Below are 18,264 nucleotides of genomic sequence, written 5' to 3'. Positions count from 1 at the left end.
TGACAGAGTATTTTTTTCTATGGTATAGTGTGCAGTGTTCATTTGGAGGTGGATAGGTACCTGGTGAGCCTCCTGGTCTTCAAAACCAGTGTTGGATGTGTAGAACATCCTAGGTGAGTTCGATTCTCACACGCCTTCGCCAAATATTCCGGCTTTTGCCGTTTAGACTGCCCTTTATCGGGCAGTCTTTTTTGTAGGGGGGAAGATGAAAATACTTAGTATCATTACACAAAAACCCAGCAGTACAGGCTCCGGTATTTACCTGACAGAGATTCTTAAATCCTATCAGCATTTGGGAGAAGAACAGGCTGTGATTTGCGGGGTCACAAAGGAGGACAGGCTTCCGGATATTCCCTCCGTGGATTTTTTTCCGGTGTATTATGAATCGGAGGAATTGCCCTATCCGGTTTTGGGAATGAGTGATGAAATGCCTTATAACAGCACCAGATATAAGGATTTAACAGAGGAAATGTTGGAACAGTTTGAAAGGGCTTTTTCTAAAAAGCTGGAAGAAGTCATGTCCGTTTTTTCTCCGGATTTGATTCTTTGCCATCATCTTTATTTGCTTACCGCATTGGTGAGGGAAAAATGTCCCCAAATTCCTATCTTTGCTTTTTGTCATAATACAGATCTTCGACAAATGGAAAAGCATGATTTGGAAAAGGAGAGAATTGTCCGAAACATTCAAAAGCTGGATAAGATTTTCACTCCTAAGGAAGCCCAGCGGCAAGAGGTTCTCCGCCTCTACGGAGTGGAGCCTGAAAAAGTGATAAATATAGGAATCGGATACAATGCAGAAGTATTGGGGCTGCCTACAGGAGATGTGCTCAGTCCCCACGGTATTCCCAGAAGAAGAGAGATTCGAACCGCTTCAGGAGAGAAATATGTTAAAGGAGAGTATTGGGACTTGCTTTTTGCCGGAAAGCTGGGAGAGAAAAAGGGAGTATTTTCCCTTTTAAGAAGCTTGGAAGCGCTCTATCAAAAGGGAAGGAAGAATTTTCGCCTATTTATGGTTGGGGATAACGGAAATCAGGAAGAAAAGGAGGCGGTCTATGCCCTGGCTAAGACCTGCAGTTATCCCATTCACTTTTTAGGTCGTTTGGATTATTCCGACTTGATACCCTGGTATGAATTTTCCGATTGTTTCCTTCTGCCTTCTTTCTTTGATGCAGTGCCCATGACGGTGATTGAGTCTTTAGCCTGTGGAAACAAGGTTGTTCTTACTGCTTTGGAAGGCCTGGAAGATTTCTTTACGGAAAATCTTCCCACCGCGCCTATCTTTTTCGTAGAGCTGCCCCCCCGAAAAAATGCAGATGAAATACCGGAGGAAGTTCTTCCGATATTTGAGGAACGGTTGGAAAAGCAGATTGCTCAATGTATGGATAGCGAGTATTCTAAAATGATTTCCATGGGGAATCTCTCCTGGGATGGAATTGCTGAGAAAGTCCTGTCTTATCTTGACTTTTTATAGATAAACCGTACAATAGAAAACTGATATAGAAATAACAGGGAAGGGGTTTTCTGTACCTTTCCCTGCTTTGTTAAGTAAGGGAGACGATATGAGTAAACTTAGGTTAACCCAGATGACCAAACTTTCCGGCTGAGCCGCGAAAATAGGTCCGGAGACCCTTGCTCAGGTTGTGAGCAAGCTTCCAAAATTTGATTTTGATCCTCATGTATTGGTAGGGTTGGATACTTCTGATGACGCAGCGGTTTACCAGCTTACAGAGGATTTGGCAATGATTCAAACAGTGGATTTTTTCACCCCTGTAGTGGATGACCCGTATCTGTTTGGACAGATTGCAGCGGCGAATGCCCTTTCCGATGTTTATGCGATGGGAGGCATTCCCAAGGTAGCCTTGAATATAGTCGGTTTTCCGAATTGCCTTTCTCCTGATGTTTTATCCGAAATCATGAAGGGAGGAGCGGATAAGGTAAAAGAAGCCGGAGCCATCTTGATTGGAGGACATTCCATTCAAAACGATGAGCCCTTCTACGGCCTTACCGTATCCGGTCTTGTACATCCTAAGAAAATTCAGAAAAACTACGGAGCCAAACCCGGTGACTGTATTCTTTTAACGAAACAGATTGGTACAGGAATTATTAATACCGCCGCCAAGGTGGAATTTGCCAGTGAGAGAGCAAAAGAGGAGTCCTATCGTGTCATGGCTTCCCTAAACCGAAAGGGAAAGGAAGTAATGGATCAATTTACGGTCCATGCCTGCACGGATATTACCGGCTTCGGTTTGATGGGACATGCTCTGGAGATGGCAGAGGCCAGCAAGGTGACTTTTCACTTGCATTCATCCTCTATACCTTATATACCGGAAAGCTTGGATTATGCGGAATTGGGTATGATTCCGGCAGGGGCTTACGCTAACCGGAAGTTCCAGGAGGCAAAAGTGGATGTCAGCAGAATTTCCACGGCATTTCAGGATTTACTTTTTGATCCCCAGTCCTCCGGAGGATTGCTTTACAGTATTCCCATGGAAGAAAAGGAAAGAGCACTGGAAGCTTTTGAAAAGGCAGATTTAGATACGACGGTATCCTGTATAGGAGAAGTAAGGGAATTAGAAGAGAAAAATATTATTCTCTACTAAAAAACTTGCAAAGCAATAGCAAATAAGGCAACAAGGAGACGTAGCATGAATATTAAACAGCTAGAAGCATTTGTTCGTATCGTTAAAAACAAAAGTTTTTCACAAACGGCCAAGGAATTATATCTTACCCAACCTACAGTGAGCTCTTATATCAGTAGTTTGGAAGAGGACTTGGGGGTACAGCTTTTTAACAGAACTACAAAAGAAGTGCATACCACCAATGAAGGAGAGCAGATTTATCTCTATGCCAAGGACATTGTGAATCTTTCCAATAAGATTCGGAATGCTTTTAAAGATGAAGAGAAGGAAGAGGTAAATGAAATTATTATTTCCGCATCCTCCATTCCGGCGCAATACCTGCTTCCGGGCATTTTGGCAAACTTTAGCAAACGATACCCAAATACAGAGTTTCGTATTCATGAGACAGACAGCAAGGGAGCTGTTACCGATGTGGCAGAGCATCGGTCGGATTTGGCTTTTTCCGGATCCATCGTTCCCATGTCTAACTGCAATTTTCTGCCTTTCTATGAAGATGAATTAATTTTGGTCACACCCAATACGGAATTTTACCAGAATAAGCAGAAGGAAGGAGATCTTTCTTTCTTGCGAAAGGCAGATTTTGTTATGCGGGAGAATGGTTCCGGCACGAAAAAAGAGGCGATAAATCTTTTAACACAGATGGGCTTAAAACCGGAGGAGTTAAAGGTGGTGGCTCGTTTTGCCAATACCGGTGCCATCTTGCTTTCCGTTAAGGAAGGCATTGGGGTAGCCATAGTTTCCCGTCTTGCAGCAAGAAATGCTATAAAGAATAAGGAGCTTTTGGATTTTCCGCTGCAGGAGGACGGATATTTTCGTAAAATTTATTTGGTTAGCAACAATCATTATCCCATGAGCAATCGAGTGAAGCTATTCTTACAGATGATGCAGAATCATGTTGAAAAGCAGAAGATTTTATAAAGGATATTCATGAAGGAAAATTATAAGCTTATCGTTGCCTATGACGGCTCCCGATATTTTGGATTTGAAAAACAGAAGGATCAGGAAGCGACCATTCAGGGCAAGCTGGAAGGGGTATTTTCCAGAATTCCGGGAAATGAAGAGGGAGTAGAGATTATCGGTGCCTCCAGAACCGATGCAGGGGTGCATGCCAGAGGGATGTGTGCCAATGTATTTTTGGATACGGAGCTTTCCGAGGAAGAGATTCAGGATTACGGAAATCGTTATCTTCCGGAAGATATTGCCATTGTCTCTGTAAAGAAGGTCAGCCCCCGCTTTCATGCCAGATACAATGCCCTGGGGAAAATCTATCGCTATTCCTGCTATATCGGAAGAACAAAACCGGTTTTTGATCGAAAGATTTTGCTCCATTTGGAGGAAGAGCCTGATTTGGAGGCTATGCAGGAGGCGGCAAAGTTTTTGATCGGAAAACAGGATTTTAAATCTTTCTGCGGTAATCCTAAGATGAAGAAATCCACCATTCGTTCCATAAGCAGTATTCGTATTCAAAAAAGTCAAAATCTGCTTCGATTTTACTTTGAAGGCAGCGGATTTTTGCAGTACCAGATTCGGATTATGGTAGGGACACTTCTGGAAGTAGGCTATCATAAAAGAAAAGCCGGGGATATACCCGGGATTATTGATGCAAAGGATAGGCAGCAAGCCGGTTACACGGTACCGGCAAAGGGACTTTGTCTTATGAAGGTTCTTTACGATTAGAAAGGATTGAAATTGAAAAAAGCGTTGTTATGCTCCTTGGGAATAAGCATTTTATCCATAGTATGCATTGTTTTAATAGGCTTAAGTCTGCTGTCCGGTCGTTTTTTTCCCGGAACCTACATTGAGAATGTCGATGTTTCTCTTTTAAAGAGGGAAGAAGCTCAGGAATTATTCTCACAGAAAAGACAGGATGCCTATCATCTTGTTATCATCGATAAAAACGGTCATCAGGAGGATCTTTATGGAAAGGATATTCAGCTTCGTTATGATTCCGACTTTTCTCATATTCCAAAACCGGATTCCTTCTATCTCTTGTTTTCTTTGGGAAAGAAAAAGAATTATGATTTAGAAGGAAGCCTGCACTATGATGAAGCTGCTCTGAATGCTTTTATTACAAAGTATCTTGAAAAGCATGACAGTGATGAAGAAGCAAGGGCTGCCTTTCTTACTGCCTATATTCCCGGAAAAGGCTATGCGGTGGGAGATGAGCAGTGGAGCGGGAAAATCGATCGGGATAAATTTCGGACTATGCTGATTCAGGCCATTTCGGAAGGAAGTTCCCGAATTGATCTTCGAGAGGGAGATTTTTATCAAAAGCCCGAGGCGAAAACGGAAGAGCTAAAACCGGTGGCAGAGGAAAAAAATAAAAGCTTGCAAGCTCTTCTTCGTTACAACTTTTCCGGTGAGACAGTTGAACTGACCCCGGACCGATACCACCAATGGATGGAAAACGGAGAATTCAATAAAAAGGCATTAAAGGACTATGTAAAAGAGCTAAAGGCGCTTACCGACACCGCAGGGAAAGAAAGAGCTTTTCATACAGAAGACGGAAGAGTACTTTTGTTGAAGGGAAAATACGGTTTTTCTCTTTCCGTAAAAAAAGAAGAAGCGGCACTTCTTACAAATTTAAAGTCCAATGAAGCGGTATCCAGAGAAGCGGAGTATGACACGGTGGCAACGGGAAGAGGAGCCTCCGATTTAGGAAATACCTATGTGGAAGTGGATATTGCAAAACAAAAAATGTTTTATGTAGAAAATGGAGAAATCAAGCTTAGCTCTGACTGTGTGACCGGAAACGTATCCAGAAACAACGGAACACCGGATGGTATTTATCCCCTTACCTATAAGACAAAGAATGCTACTTTGAAGGGTGAAGATTACGAAACTAAGGTGAGCTATTGGATGCCCTTTAATCGAGGAATCGGTTTTCATGATGCTTGGTGGAGAAACCGGTTCGGAGGAAATATTTACCTAAGAGGCGGGTCTCATGGATGCGTGAATCTTCCTCCTCAGATTGCAAAGGATTTGTACCAGTTTGTTTATCAGGGTATGCCGATTATTTGTCATCATTAAGGGAAAAGAAAAGTATAGTAGAAAGAAGGATGAGAAGTGCAAGGGGAAGAAAAGCAAAAGCAGGAAGTACTGAGCATGCAAAAGTCCGGAGAAGCTTTTGTTCATGAAGCCAAGGAAGAGGGTTCAGAAGAAAAAGAGAGAAAATCCTATGGGAGAAAGGGGAAAAGTCCTTTTCTCCTCTTTTTCGTTCTTTTACCATTTTTACTTTCAGGAATTTTTCTCTATGGGGTATATCGTTATGGGAAAAATGTGATAGCGGAAAGGAATCGGCATAACGGAGAAACGGTAGTTGCTGAGCAGGATGAAAAGTCGGGAGATCAAAAAGAGAATAAGATTTCCAACAGTATCAACAAATTAAAGACAAAAGGGGAGCTTAAGCTTCTTTTTCTTGGAAATGACTATTTAAAGTCGGAGAATGACTTTTTCACTACTGTTCAGGGAGCACTGGAAGAAAAATACGGCGGAAAGGTAGAATGGAATATTCCGGAGCTTCCCGGAAATGCTACTGCCTTATCCGGATATCTGAAACTACAGGAGGAAGAGCTTTCCGGAGATGTGATTTTTCTTTCCTTTTCGGATTATGACAATCCTTATACTTTTCCTTATTATTACGAGCTATTGCTGCGGGATTGCCAAAGGAAATTTCCACAGGCAGAGATTTTGTGCCTGATTGGAGACCGGGCATTTGCGGAGGATAGGCATACCAAGGACAATGCTTTTGTGGTGAAGAATCTTGCAGAATATTATGGCATGGAAGTCATGAATCTTGCAGAGCTTATGGCAAAAAAGCAAACTGACCCCAAAGCCTTTTTGACGGAAAGGGAGGCCTACTCCGGCTTTGTTCAGCGTTTTTACCCTAATGCCTTTATAGAGGCTATTGAAAAGCCCGGGATGGAAGGGCAGGAAGATGTGGCGAAAAGCGAAGAAAACGCGCAGGATAGCTTAAAAACTCCCTTAAATAGTTTATTGGAGCAGGAGCCCTATTGCATAAAGATTTCTAAAGAAGAATTTCATGAAATCGGAGATACAGGCTTACTGCTTCCAAGGGAAAAAATGGAAGCTTTAGGTATGTTAGAAAAAAATGGCATTTTGGCCCAGTCTCTTTCCTTGGTTCCCGGAGCGAATCAGGGGAATTGTCTTGTGGACGGGATTCTTACCGCCAGCTACAGTATGGAAGGAAGCAGTTATTTAGGCATATACACGAAGGAAATTCTTCCCAAAGGACAGATTCTTTTGCTTTTTGCCTCTAAAGAGGAACGGGAGAATTTTCATGAGCTTTATATGCTTTCCGGCGTTCCCTTGGAAAGAGGCCTGGAAAATGGAACGGCTCTTCCAATTCCGGAGATGCCGGTTGAAGAAACTGCTGTAGCGGAAGCATCTGCAGAAGCGGTAGCGGAATCTCCGGCGGCAAGTCAGCTCCCTTCTTCGGAAAATGCCGGAGCTGCAAAAACGGAAGAGAAGTCTGCGGTAAAACAGGAAGAGAAGAAGACAGAGACACAAAAGCAAGAGGAAAGCAGTTCGGAAGAATATATTATTTCCGACCAGGGGCCCGGAGATGTACGATAAAGAGATTCGGGAAAGTCTATTTTTCTTTTTGGAAGAAAGCTACGGAAAGTCCAGAATACTGGAAGAAAAGGTCATAGGAAGAGCCCGGGCGGACTGTGTTCTGATTCAGGAAGACAGCTTTATGGGGATTGAAATAAAGTCGGATCATGATAGCTACTCTCGCCTGGAAGGACAGATAAAAAACTATAATCAATATTTTGATTACAATATGGTGGTGGTGGGCAGTAAACATGCCCACAGCATAGAAAATCACGTTCCCTATTTTTGGGGGATTATTACGGTGGAAGAGGTAGAAGGAAAATGTGATTTTTATATACTTCGACAGGAGCAAAAAAATCCGTTTTGTGATATAAAAAGAAAGGCAAGTTTACTTTGGAAATCAGAATTACAGGAAATACAGAAAAAATACGGCTTTCCCAAGTATCAGAATAAATCCAAAAGTTTTTTAGTGAATTACCTTTTAGAAAGAATTGCGGAGGAGGAACTGCAAAAAGATTTTTCGTATTTATTGCTGGAGAGAGATTATACGGTATTTTCTGTAGAAGGAAATGGCACTGAGGAAGAAGGAACGGAGGAAGTTAAAAAAGGAAAGAAAATCAGAAAGAAAAAATATAAAAGAAGAAAAAAATCATTAACAAAAACGAAGTTGGGAGTTACCCATTTGATTCGTAAAGGAAGTAAGAGGACGGTGAAAAAATGAGAGAGGAAGAAATCAAAAAGGCATTAGAAGAGAAGTTTTCCGAGCTTTATGGAAATACAGAAGGGATTCGTTATTTCTTTGCTCCGGGAAGAGTAAATCTGATCGGAGAGCACACGGATTACAACGGAGGTCATGTCTTTCCTTGTGCTTTAAGTATGGGAAGCTATGCTGCAGTAAAGAAGAGAGAAGATAAAAACTTTCGATTTTACTCTTTGAATGTGGAAGGGGCAGGGGTGATTTCTGCCGGGGAACATGATTTTACCCCTCTAGAGGATAAGCAGTGGGCAGCTTACTTAAAGGGTGTTATTTGGGCTATGGAAAAAAGAGGCCTGGAGATTCCCTGCGGTTTAGATTTGGTGCTTTACGGAAATATTCCCAATGGCTCCGGTCTTTCTTCTTCGGCTTCCTTAGAGGTCTTGATGGGAAGCATTTGTAAGGAGCTATACGGTCTTTCCGTGAGCTTCCCGGAACTGGCTTTAATCGGGCAGTACAGTGAAAATAATTACAATGGAATGAACTGTGGAATCATGGATCAGTTTGCCAGCGCCATGGGAAAGAAGGATCATGCTATTTTCCTGGATACCGCTACACTGCAGTTTTCCTATGCTCCCATTGTTTTAAAGGATCATTGCATCATTATCAGTAATACAAATAAAAAGCATAAGCTCATCGGCTCTGCCTACAATGATAGAAGAAGAGAGTCGGAAGAAGCTTTAAAAATTTTGCAAAAGTTCCGGCCTATTAAAAGTCTGGGAGAGCTTTCCGATGAGGATTTCTTTGCCTTGGAAAAGGAAATTTCCAATCCGATTATTCGGATGAGAGCAAAGCATGCGGTATTGGAAAATAACAGAACCATTGCGGCAAAGAAAGCTTTGGAAGAGGGAGATTTGCATCGTTTTGGAGAATTAATGAATCTTTCCCACGATTCCCTTCGGGATGATTACGAGGTTTCCTGTGAAGAACTGGATACCTTGGTGGACGCAGCAAGAGCTCTTCCCTATGTCTATGGCTCCCGTATGACAGGAGGCGGTTTCGGCGGATGTACCGTTACTCTTTTGGAAAAGGACAAGAAAGAGGAATTCAAGAGAAAAGTGGCGGAAAGCTATGAAAGAAAGATTGGTTACCCCTGTAGCTTCTATGAGGCAGAGGTTTCTGACGGTCCCAGAGAATTATAAGGAGGCAATATGAAGATTTTGGTCACTGGTGGTGCAGGCTATATCGGTTCTCATACCGTAATTGAGCTGTTGGCGGAAAACTATGATGTGGTGGTTTTCGACAACTTCTATAACTCCAGCAAAAAGGCTATTGAGCGGGTAAAGGAAATCAGCGGAAAGGATTTTCCCTTCTATGAGGCGGACATGCTGAAAAAAGAGGATATGGAAAAAATTTTCTCTGAGCACCCGGATATTTCCGCGGTAATTCATTTTGCCGGCTTAAAGGCGGTGGGAGAGTCTGTTGTGAAACCTCTTCTGTATTATCATGATAATCTTTTAGGAACCCTGAATATTCTGGAGTGTATGAAAAAATACGGCTGCAAAAACTTTATTTTCTCTTCCTCCGCAACGGTTTACGGAGATCCGGCGGAGATTCCCATTACGGAAAACTGTCCCAAGGGAACCTGCACAAATCCCTATGGCTGGACGAAGTGGATGCAGGAGCAGATGCTTTGTGATGTGCAAAAGGCCAATCCGGATTGGAATGTGATTTTACTTCGGTATTTTAATCCTATCGGTGCCCATATTTCCGGAAAGATTGGAGAGGATCCCAAGGGAATCCCCAACAATCTTCTTCCCTATGTGGCCAAGGTAGCCTCCGGTGCTTTGGAAAAAATCCATGTTTTCGGACAGGACTATCCCACCAAGGACGGCACAGGCGTAAGAGATTATATTCATGTGGTAGACCTGGCTAAGGGGCATGTGAAGGCGGTGGAGAGATTATCGAAAAACGACGGCGTTCTGGTATGTAATTTAGGAACCGGAAAGGGCTATTCCGTTCTTGAAATTATTCATGCCTTTGAAAAAGCCTGCGGAAAGACTCTTCCCTATGTGATTGAGGAAAGAAGAGCAGGAGATGTGGCTACCTGTTATTCCAGTCCCAAGAAGGCGGAAGAAGTTCTAGGCTGGAAGGCGGAGAAGGATATTCTGGAAATGTGTCAGGATAGCTGGAGATGGCAGTCTCAAAATCCCAACGGATATGGAGAGTAAGAAAAGATGGTAGAGGAACTATTACAGGACTTTGTGGCCTACGGGGCATATTGTAAGCTGATTGAAGAGGCAGACTTTGTTTATATCTACAACAGTTTGGCTACTTTACTTAGGGTAGAGCCTAAGGATTATTCTTATGAGAAGATCCGGGAAAAGCTTCAGGGGATGTCCAAGGAAAGTATTGAAGACGGTTCTTATTTGGAAAGTTTACTGGCGAAACTCTTATCCCTGGCCTTGGAAAAAGGCGTTTTAAAAGAGGACAATGTGGTGGAGCGGGATCTTTTGGATACCAGAATCATGGGAATTCTTACAGACCGTCCTAGCCATGTGCAAGAAAAGTTCCGGAAATATTATCAGGAATCTCCTCAAAAGGCTACAGAGTATTTTTATGCGTTTAGCCAAAACAATGACTATATCCGCCGTTATCGTATTCGGAAGGATATTCATTTTCATAAGGAAACAGACTACGGTCCTGTGGAAATCAGCATTAACTTAAGTAAACCGGAGAAGGATCCGAAGATGATTGCCCTCCTTGGGAAGATGCAGTCCTCTTCCTATCCGGCCTGTATGCTTTGTAAGGAGAGTGAGGGTTACGGGGGAAGGCTGGATTTTCCGGCAAGAGAAAATCATAGAATCATTCCTCTAAACCTGGCAGGAGAGGCGTTTTATTTCCAGTATTCTCCCTATGTATATTATCCGGAGCATTGTATCGTCTTTCACAGGGAGCATAAGCCCATGCGGATTTCCGCGGAGATCTTCCCCAAGCTCTTCTCCTTTGTGGAGCAATTTCCCCATTATTTTGTGGGCTCCAATGCGGATCTTCCCATTGTGGGAGGCTCCATCCTTTCCCATGAGCATTTTCAGGGAGGTAACTATAGCTTTCCTATGGAAAAGGCGGAAGTTGAGGAATACTTTACATTGGAAGGCTATCCGGATATTCAGGCAGGTATCGTGAACTGGCCCATGTCCGTGATTCGCTTACGAGGAAAGAATTCATCTGAGCTTTCCTCTTGTGCGACTATGATTTTGGAGCGTTTCCGCTCTTATTCCGATCCGGCGGTTTCCCTCTATGCCTTTACGGAGGAAACTCCCCATAATACCATTACTCCCATTGCCAGAAGACGGGGAGAGGATTTTGAGCTGGATTTGGTGCTGAGAAACAACCTTTGCACAGAGGAACATCCTTTGGGATTGTTCCATCCCCATGAGGAGTATCACCATATTAAGAAGGAAAATATCGGTCTTATCGAAGTGATGGGCCTTGCAGTTCTTCCTGCAAGACTTAAGCAGGAGCTGGAGGAGTTGGAAGGGGCCCTGGTTTCCGGAGAAGATTTAAGGAAAAAAGAAAGCCTTCAGAAACATGCGGATTGGGCCGAGGAGATTTTAAGAAAATATCCGAAGCTTTCTTCGGAAAATGTCCATGAAATTGTGCAGGAGGAAGTGGCCAAGGTTTTCATGGAGGTTCTTTCCTGCGCGGGAATCTTTAAAAGGGATGCGGAAGGAAAGGCAGCCTTCCGTCGTTTTACGGAAGTGATTTCCAGAGCATAATTTTCAAAATAAAAAAATAGGGCGGTAAGGATATGCTCAATATGGGCAGTAAGGAAAAGCCCGGAAAACAAAAAGGAGAAAAATGGCAAAGAGCTATAATGCAGACAGTATTACTGTTTTAGAGGGATTGGAAGCGGTACGAAGAAGGCCGGGAATGTATATCGGATCCATCGGAAGCAAGGGCTTAAATCATTTGATTTATGAAATTGTGGATAATTCCGTGGACGAGCATCTAGCCGGATATTGTACAGAAATTTCCGTAACTCTCCATAAGGACGGCTCCTGTACGGTACGGGATAATGGACGTGGAATCCCCGTTGACCGGCATAAGAAGGGCATTTCTGCGGAAAGAATCGTAATGACCACCCTACATGCCGGAGGAAAGTTTGATGATAGCTCCTATAAAACCTCCGGAGGCTTACATGGTGTAGGTTCCTCCGTGGTGAACGCCCTGTCCAACTATATGCGGGTCAGGGTTTATCAGAATGGAAAAATTTACGAAGATGAGTATGAAAAAGGGATTCCAAAGACCGAGTTGATTGACGGCCTTTTACCTGTGGTGGGAAAAACCAAGGAGACAGGTACGGAAACCACCTTTATTCCGGATGACAGCATTTTCGAAAAGACTCGTTTTAAGGAGGAGTGGCTGATGTCCCGCCTCCATGAGACCGCCTACTTAAATCCTACCCTTCACCTTCATTTCCGTGATGAACGGGGAGAGGAAGTTGTCAGCAGAGATTACTATGAGCCGGAAGGACTTCATGCCTTTGTGGCGGAGCTTGTGAAGGATCAAAGTAAGATCGTTTCCCCCATCATATCCTTTCAGGGAAAGAGCGGAAAGACAGAGGTGGAGTGTGCCTTCCAGTTTACCGACAGCTTTGAAGAAAATCTTCTGGGCTTTTGTAACGGCATCTATACCCAGGAGGGGGGAACCCACATTGTGGGCTTAAAGACAAAATTTGCCCAAATGATGAATAGCTATGCAAGGCAACTGGGCATTTTAAAGGAGAAGGATCCGAACTTTACCGGAGCGGATACCAGAAATGGTATGGTGGCTGTGCTTTCCGTAAAGTATCCGGAGCCGGTTTTTGAGGGGCAGACCAAAACCAAGTTAGCTTCTTTAGAGGCGGCTAAGGATGTTTCCTCAGTGGTAGGGGAAGAGCTGGAGCGATACTTTGACAGAAACCTGGAAATCGTGAAAGCCATTCTTTCCTGTGCGGAAAAATCCGCCAAGATTCGAAAGCAGGAAGAAAAGGCCAAGGTAAACCTTTTATCTAAGTCCAAGTACAGCTTTGATTCCAACGGAAAGCTGGCTAATTGCATTTCCAAAAAGCCGGAGGAATGTGAAATTTTTATCGTGGAGGGAGACAGTGCTGGAGGCTCTGCCAAAACCAGCAGAAACCGCCACACTCAAGCTATCCTTCCTTTAAGAGGAAAGATCTTAAATGTGGAGAAGGCTTCCATGGATAAGGTATTGGCTAATGCGGAAATTAAGACCATGATCAATGCCTTTGGTTGCGGTTTTTCCGAGGGATTTGGAAATGACTTTGATATTTCCAAGCTTCGTTATCATAAAATTATACTAATGACGGATGCGGATGTGGACGGAAGCCATATTGATACTTTATTACTTACTTTCTTTTATCGCTTTATGCCGGAACTGATTCAGGAAGGGCATATCTATGTTTCCATGCCCCCCCTGTATCTGGTCATTCCGGACAATAAAAAAGAAAAGCCCCAGTATTTATATGATGAAAAGGCATTACTTGCTTATCAGAAGAAGCATGGCAGTTCCTGCTATGAGTTAAAGCGATTTAAGGGGCTTGGAGAAATGAATCCCAAGGAGCTTTGGGAAACGACTCTCAATCCGGAAAACCGAGTGCTGAAGAGGGTAGAAATTGAGGATGCCAAGCTGGCTTCTCAAGTCACCAGTATGTTAATGGGTACGGAGGTGGCTCCCAGAAGAGAGTTTATTTTTACCCATGCCATGGAAGCGGAAATCGATGCATAGAAAGGCTGAGGAAAAGAAAGTATGCCAGAACAAATCTTAACCACGGAATTTTCTGAGGAAATGCAAAAGTCCTATTTGGACTATTCCATGAGTGTCATAACCAGTAGAGCCGTGCCGGATATTCGGGACGGTTTAAAGCCTGTGCAAAGAAGAGTCCTTTTTGATATGGGAGAGCTTAGGGTTTTCCATGACAGACCTACCTTAAAGTCTGCCAGAATCTGCGGTGATACCATGGGTAAATATCACCCCCACGGAGACAGCTCCATCTATGAAACCTTAGTGGTTTTGGCTCAGGGCTTTAAGAAGAATCAGGCCTTGGTGGAGGGACAGGGAAACTTCGGCTCCATTGAAGGAGACTCTGCGGCGGCTCCCCGATATACGGAGGCTCGTTTGGAGAAATTTACAGAGGAGGTCTTACTGCAAGATCTGGCTCTTTCCGTTCCCTTCCAGCCTAACTATGATGGAAAATTAGAGGAGCCGGTGGTGCTTCCCGCAAAGATTCCTTATTTTCTTTTAAATGGTTCTGAGGGAATTGCGGTGGGAATGACTACTTCTACACCTTCTCATAATTTGTCCGAAGTGATTTCTTTAATTCTCCGTTATCTTAAGAATCCGGAGCTTTCCTTATCGGAAATGCTGGAAATCATGCCGGGACCGGATTTTCCTACCGGTGGAATTGTAGCCAATCAATCGGAGTTAGAAGAGATCTACAGGACAGGGCAGGGTAGACTGCGGTTAAGAGGTAAGCTCTCCTTTGAGAAAAAAGAAGGCCGTTCCGACAGAGATAAGCTGGTGGTAACGGAGATCCCCTATACCATGGTGGGACAGGGGATCAGTAAGTTCATGCAGGATGTGGCGAATCTTTGCGAGGAAAAAAAGATTAATGATATTCTGGATATTTCCAACCAGTCCAATGAACAGGGAATTCGTATCGTTTTAGAGTTAAAGTCCGGAGCGGATATTGAAAAGATAGAAAATATTCTTTATAAGAAGACCAAGCTGGAGGATAGCTTCCCGGTCAATATGTTGGCCATTGCCCATGGAAGACCGGAAACTCTTTCTTTAAAGAGAATTTTAGAAGAATATCTTGGCTTCCAGGTAGAAAGACTGGAGGCGAAGTTTTCCAAATTACTGGAAAAGGAAGAAAGAAAGCGGGAAATCGAGGAAGGTTTGATTTCCGCGGTGGACTGTATTGATGCCATCATTGCACTGCTTCGGGGAGCCAAGAATCATAAGGATGCGAAAACCGCTTTGATGCAGGGAGATTTATCTTTAATCCAACTAAAGGAAAGGGATGAAGTTTTTCGAAAGACCATAGAGGGTTTCCGATTTACAGATTTACAGGCTCAGGCCATCCTGGATATGCGCCTGTCCAAGCTTATCGGCTTGGAGATTTTGTCTCTGCAAAAGTCCCATAGAGAAAGCCTGAAAAACATTAAAAACTATAAGGAGCTTTTGGGTTCCAAAAAGGTGCTTTATGCTCATTTGGAGCAGGAGCTTCTGCAAATCCAAAAGGATTACGGGAAGGAAAGAAAAACGAAAATCTGTGATGCCAAGGAAGCGGTATATGACGATACTGCCATTGAAGAGATGGATTTATATTATTTGCAAGATCGCTTTGGTTATGTAAAGTGTGTAGACCCGGGTACCTTCCAGAGAAATAAGGAAAGTATTGAGGCGGACTATGCCTATGTACTCCCCTGTAAGAATACGGATCGTCTCCTCTTCTTTACGGATTTAGGAAATATGCACCAGATTAAGATCTTGGATGTTCCGGTTACGAAGTTTAAGGATAAAGGCGTTCCTCTGGATAATCTGAGTAAGTTCTCTGCAGAGCAGGAAAGAGTGGTGGCAGTCTTTATTCGAAAGGTATTAGAGGAAGAAACCCTTCTCTTTGTGACGGAACAGGCTCAGATTAAGAGGGTAAAGGGAGAAGAATTTTCCACCCAGAACCGTCTTGTCCAGGCCACCAAGCTGGGAGAAGAGGATAGACTCCTTAGCGTGGTGCCTGTGGAAGAAGAGGATATTGTTTTGGAAACGGAGGATTCCTACTTCCTAAGATTCTCTTTATCGGAAGTACCTTTACAGAAAAAGACAGCGAAGGGTGTACTGGCTATGAGTTTGCGGCCTAAGGATTATGTTAAAAAGGTATATTCTCTTGCTGCAGAGGAAAATGTGGAGCTGGAAAGTAAAACCCTGAACCTGCAAAGATTAAAGCAGGGAAAAAGAGGCGGAAAGGGTGTAAAGCATAGTTAGGGAAAATACTTTTTTTCATCACCCTGCCATGCTACAATAGAGGCGTTAATGAGGAATAGAGGGAAAAGATATGGAAAAATTTAAAGTAGGTATTTTGGGAGCAACAGGAATGGTGGGACAGCGTTTTGCCACTTTACTGGCAGAACACCCATGGTTTGAGGTGGCTTGCCTTGCCGCCTCTCCAAGATCCAGCGGCTTAACATATGAAGAAGCGGTAGGGGATCGTTGGAAGCTGGAAGAACCTATGCCTGAGAAATTAAAGAAGATGGTGGTTAAGGATGTATCCAAGGTAGAAGATGTGGTAGAGGGACTGGATTTCGTTTTCTCCGCAGTGGATATGAAGAAGGAGGAAATCAAAGCCATCGAGGAGGCCTATGCCAAGGCAGAGGTTCCGGTGGTTTCCAACAACTCTGCACATCGCTGGACAGAGGATGTTCCCATGGTAGTTCCTGAGATTAATCCGGAGCATTATCAGCTGATTGAAAAGCAGAGAAAGCGTTTAGGAACCAAGAGAGGCTTTATTGCAGTTAAGCCTAACTGTTCCATCCAGTCCTATGCTCCTGCTTTAGCAGCATGGGCAGAATATGAGCCCTATGAGTGTGTAATTTCCACCTATCAGGCGATATCCGGTGCAGGAAAGAACTTTGAGACTTGGCCTGAGATGGTAGGAAATATCATTCCTTATATCGGCGGAGAGGAAGAAAAGTCCGAGAAGGAGCCTCTTCGTGTGTTGGGAACTTATACAGAGGATGGCATTAAGCTGAAGGAGGGATTGGTTTTAAGTGCTCAGTGTATCCGCGTTCCTGTTTTAAACGGACACACTGCTACAGTTTCCATTCGTTTCCGGAAGAAGGTTACTAAGGATGAGTTGATTTCCGCTCTTAGAAATTACAAGGGCTTACCCCAGGAGAAGAATTTACCCTCTGCACCGAAGCAGTTTATTCAGTATTTGGAAGAGGACAACAGACCATCTGTTCTTACGGATGTGAATTTTGAAAAGGGAATGGGAATCTCCATCGGAAGATTACGGGAAGATAATCTTTTCGATTTCAAGTTTGTGGGACTGAGCCACAACACCCTAAGAGGGGCAGCCGGCGGTGGAGTGCTTTCCGCGGAAACTTTGGTAGAGCTTGGATATATTCAAAAAAGATAAAGTGTAGGGGGTGTGAACGAGGGGGATTTACTTTCTTTTTCACACTCCTTTTTTTCAGGAGGCTTGCTATGCGTATTGAAAAATGTGGTCATTTTGTAGATGAAAGAGAAGTACATCGTTATATTTTGGAAAATAAGAATGGGGTTCAAGCGGTTTTCACCGACCTTGGCGCTGTCTGGCTATCCTTTCTTTTTCCGGATCGTAGCGGGAAATTGGTGGATGTGCTTTTGTCCGTTGAAAACTGGGAAGATTTAATGGAAAACCCGGGACATATGGGAGAGGTGGTCGGAAGAAATGCCAACCGTATCAGTGGGGGATGTTTTCAGCTACAGGGGAAAGAATACCATTTGTTTTTAAATGACAAGCAGCATAGCAACTGCCATTCCGGTCCGGAATATTTTGGCAGAAGATTATTTCAGGCAAAGCAAAAGGGAGAAAATTCCATTTGTTTTTCCCTTTTTTCCAAAGATATGGACCAGGGCTTTCCCGGAAATATGGATTTTTCCGTGACATATGAGTTGACGGAGGATAATGCTTTGCATATTCGCTATAAGGGAAATTCGGATAAGGATACCCTGATGAATTTTACTAATCATGCCTATTTTAATCTATCCGGTCATGACCAGGGAAATATAGCGGAACAAAGTGTTCGGATTTTCGCTTCCCACTATACTCCCTCCGATGAATTTTTGATTCCTACGGGAGAGATTCGTCCTGTTACGGGAACAGCCTTTGATTTCCGAGAGGAAAGACCGATTTTTGAGAAAGCCTTTAAGAAAGATAAGGAGCTTTTGGCGGCAGGGGGCTATGATCATAACTTTTGTGTAGACGGGGAAGCGGGAAGCCTTCGAAAGGCAGCTATAGCTTACTCCAAGAAAACAGCCATTGAAATGTTGGTAGAAACGGATTGTCCGGGAATTCAGTTCTATACCGCCAATTTTTTAATGGCGGAGGATATGGGAAAGGGCGGAGTGAGCTATGAGCCCCATAGCGGATATTGCTTTGAAACGCAGTACTATCCGGATGCCATCAATGTTCCTAACTTTCTTGCTCCTATTGTAGCTGCAGGCTCCACCTACCATTCTGAAACTATCTATCGTTTTCGGCAAAGATTGATTTAAATATGCTAAGAAGGAATTTATAGAAAATATAGAGAT

At 43.5% G+C, this 18,264-nt stretch carries 14 protein-coding genes and 1 tRNA gene; all 15 read left to right on the top strand.

Annotated features, from left to right (window positions below; all coding sequences use genetic code 11):
- Positions 1–44 precede the first annotated feature (44 nt).
- The 15 genes from HNQ46_RS07140 to HNQ46_RS07070 all read left to right on the top strand — a co-directional run bounded on the left by HNQ46_RS07140 (position 45) and on the right by HNQ46_RS07070 (position 18,228).
- Positions 45–142, top strand: a tRNA-Sec gene (locus HNQ46_RS07140).
- Positions 143–205: 63 nt separating this feature from the next.
- Positions 206–1,471: a glycosyltransferase family 4 protein gene (locus HNQ46_RS07135; protein WP_183684075.1), complete on the top strand. Its 1,266-nt coding sequence runs from the start codon at positions 206–208 to the stop codon at positions 1,469–1,471.
- A gap of 88 nt (positions 1,472–1,559) precedes the next feature.
- Complete coding sequence (gene selD, locus HNQ46_RS07130) at positions 1,560–2,600, top strand: selenide, water dikinase SelD (RefSeq protein ID WP_183684074.1); 1,041 nt, start codon at positions 1,560–1,562, stop codon at positions 2,598–2,600.
- 45 nt (positions 2,601–2,645) lie between these two features.
- Positions 2,646–3,557, top strand: a complete 912-nt coding sequence (locus tag HNQ46_RS07125) for a selenium metabolism-associated LysR family transcriptional regulator (protein WP_183684073.1) — start codon at positions 2,646–2,648, stop codon at positions 3,555–3,557.
- A gap of 9 nt (positions 3,558–3,566) precedes the next feature.
- Positions 3,567–4,316 (top strand): tRNA pseudouridine(38-40) synthase TruA, encoded by a 750-nt coding sequence (gene truA / locus HNQ46_RS07120; protein WP_183684072.1) that lies wholly within the window; start codon positions 3,567–3,569, stop codon positions 4,314–4,316.
- A gap of 12 nt (positions 4,317–4,328) precedes the next feature.
- Positions 4,329–5,669 (top strand): L,D-transpeptidase family protein, encoded by a 1,341-nt coding sequence (locus HNQ46_RS07115; protein ID WP_183684071.1) that lies wholly within the window; start codon positions 4,329–4,331, stop codon positions 5,667–5,669.
- A 36-nt stretch (positions 5,670–5,705) separates the two neighbouring features.
- Entirely contained in the window at positions 5,706–7,235 is a 1,530-nt protein-coding gene (locus HNQ46_RS07110; RefSeq protein ID WP_183684070.1) for a hypothetical protein, read from the top strand.
- Positions 7,225–7,935, top strand: coding sequence for a sce7726 family protein (locus HNQ46_RS07105; protein WP_183684069.1), 711 nt, complete (start codon positions 7,225–7,227; stop codon positions 7,933–7,935). The genes HNQ46_RS07110 and HNQ46_RS07105 overlap by 11 nt, the downstream gene beginning before the upstream one ends.
- Positions 7,932–9,110 (top strand): galactokinase, encoded by a 1,179-nt coding sequence (locus tag HNQ46_RS07100; protein WP_183684068.1) that lies wholly within the window; start codon positions 7,932–7,934, stop codon positions 9,108–9,110. Before HNQ46_RS07105 ends, HNQ46_RS07100 begins: the two co-directional genes overlap by 4 nt.
- Positions 9,111–9,119: 9 nt before the next feature.
- A complete protein-coding gene (galE, locus tag HNQ46_RS07095; protein WP_183684067.1) occupies positions 9,120–10,139 on the top strand; it encodes a UDP-glucose 4-epimerase GalE in 1,020 nt (339 codons plus the stop codon).
- Positions 10,140–10,145: 6 nt separating this feature from the next.
- Entirely contained in the window at positions 10,146–11,687 is a 1,542-nt protein-coding gene (locus HNQ46_RS07090; RefSeq protein ID WP_183684066.1) for a UDP-glucose--hexose-1-phosphate uridylyltransferase, read from the top strand.
- A gap of 82 nt (positions 11,688–11,769) precedes the next feature.
- Complete coding sequence (locus tag HNQ46_RS07085; protein ID WP_183684065.1) at positions 11,770–13,698, top strand: DNA gyrase/topoisomerase IV subunit B; 1,929 nt, start codon at positions 11,770–11,772, stop codon at positions 13,696–13,698.
- A 21-nt stretch (positions 13,699–13,719) separates the two neighbouring features.
- Positions 13,720–15,954, top strand: a complete 2,235-nt coding sequence (locus HNQ46_RS07080) for a DNA gyrase/topoisomerase IV subunit A (RefSeq protein WP_183684064.1) — start codon at positions 13,720–13,722, stop codon at positions 15,952–15,954.
- Between the two features lie 70 nt (positions 15,955–16,024).
- Positions 16,025–17,107: an aspartate-semialdehyde dehydrogenase gene (asd, locus tag HNQ46_RS07075; RefSeq protein ID WP_183684063.1), complete on the top strand. Its 1,083-nt coding sequence runs from the start codon at positions 16,025–16,027 to the stop codon at positions 17,105–17,107.
- A gap of 68 nt (positions 17,108–17,175) precedes the next feature.
- Positions 17,176–18,228, top strand: a complete 1,053-nt coding sequence (locus tag HNQ46_RS07070) for an aldose epimerase family protein (RefSeq protein ID WP_183684062.1) — start codon at positions 17,176–17,178, stop codon at positions 18,226–18,228.
- Positions 18,229–18,264: the final 36 nt, after the last annotated feature.

This window comes from Oribacterium sinus (genome assembly GCF_014202695.1).
GTDB lineage: Bacteria > Bacillota > Clostridia > Lachnospirales > Lachnospiraceae > Oribacterium > Oribacterium sinus.
The sequence above is the reverse complement of the archived record's forward strand: the minus strand, read 5'-3'. Positions and strand labels throughout refer to the sequence as shown.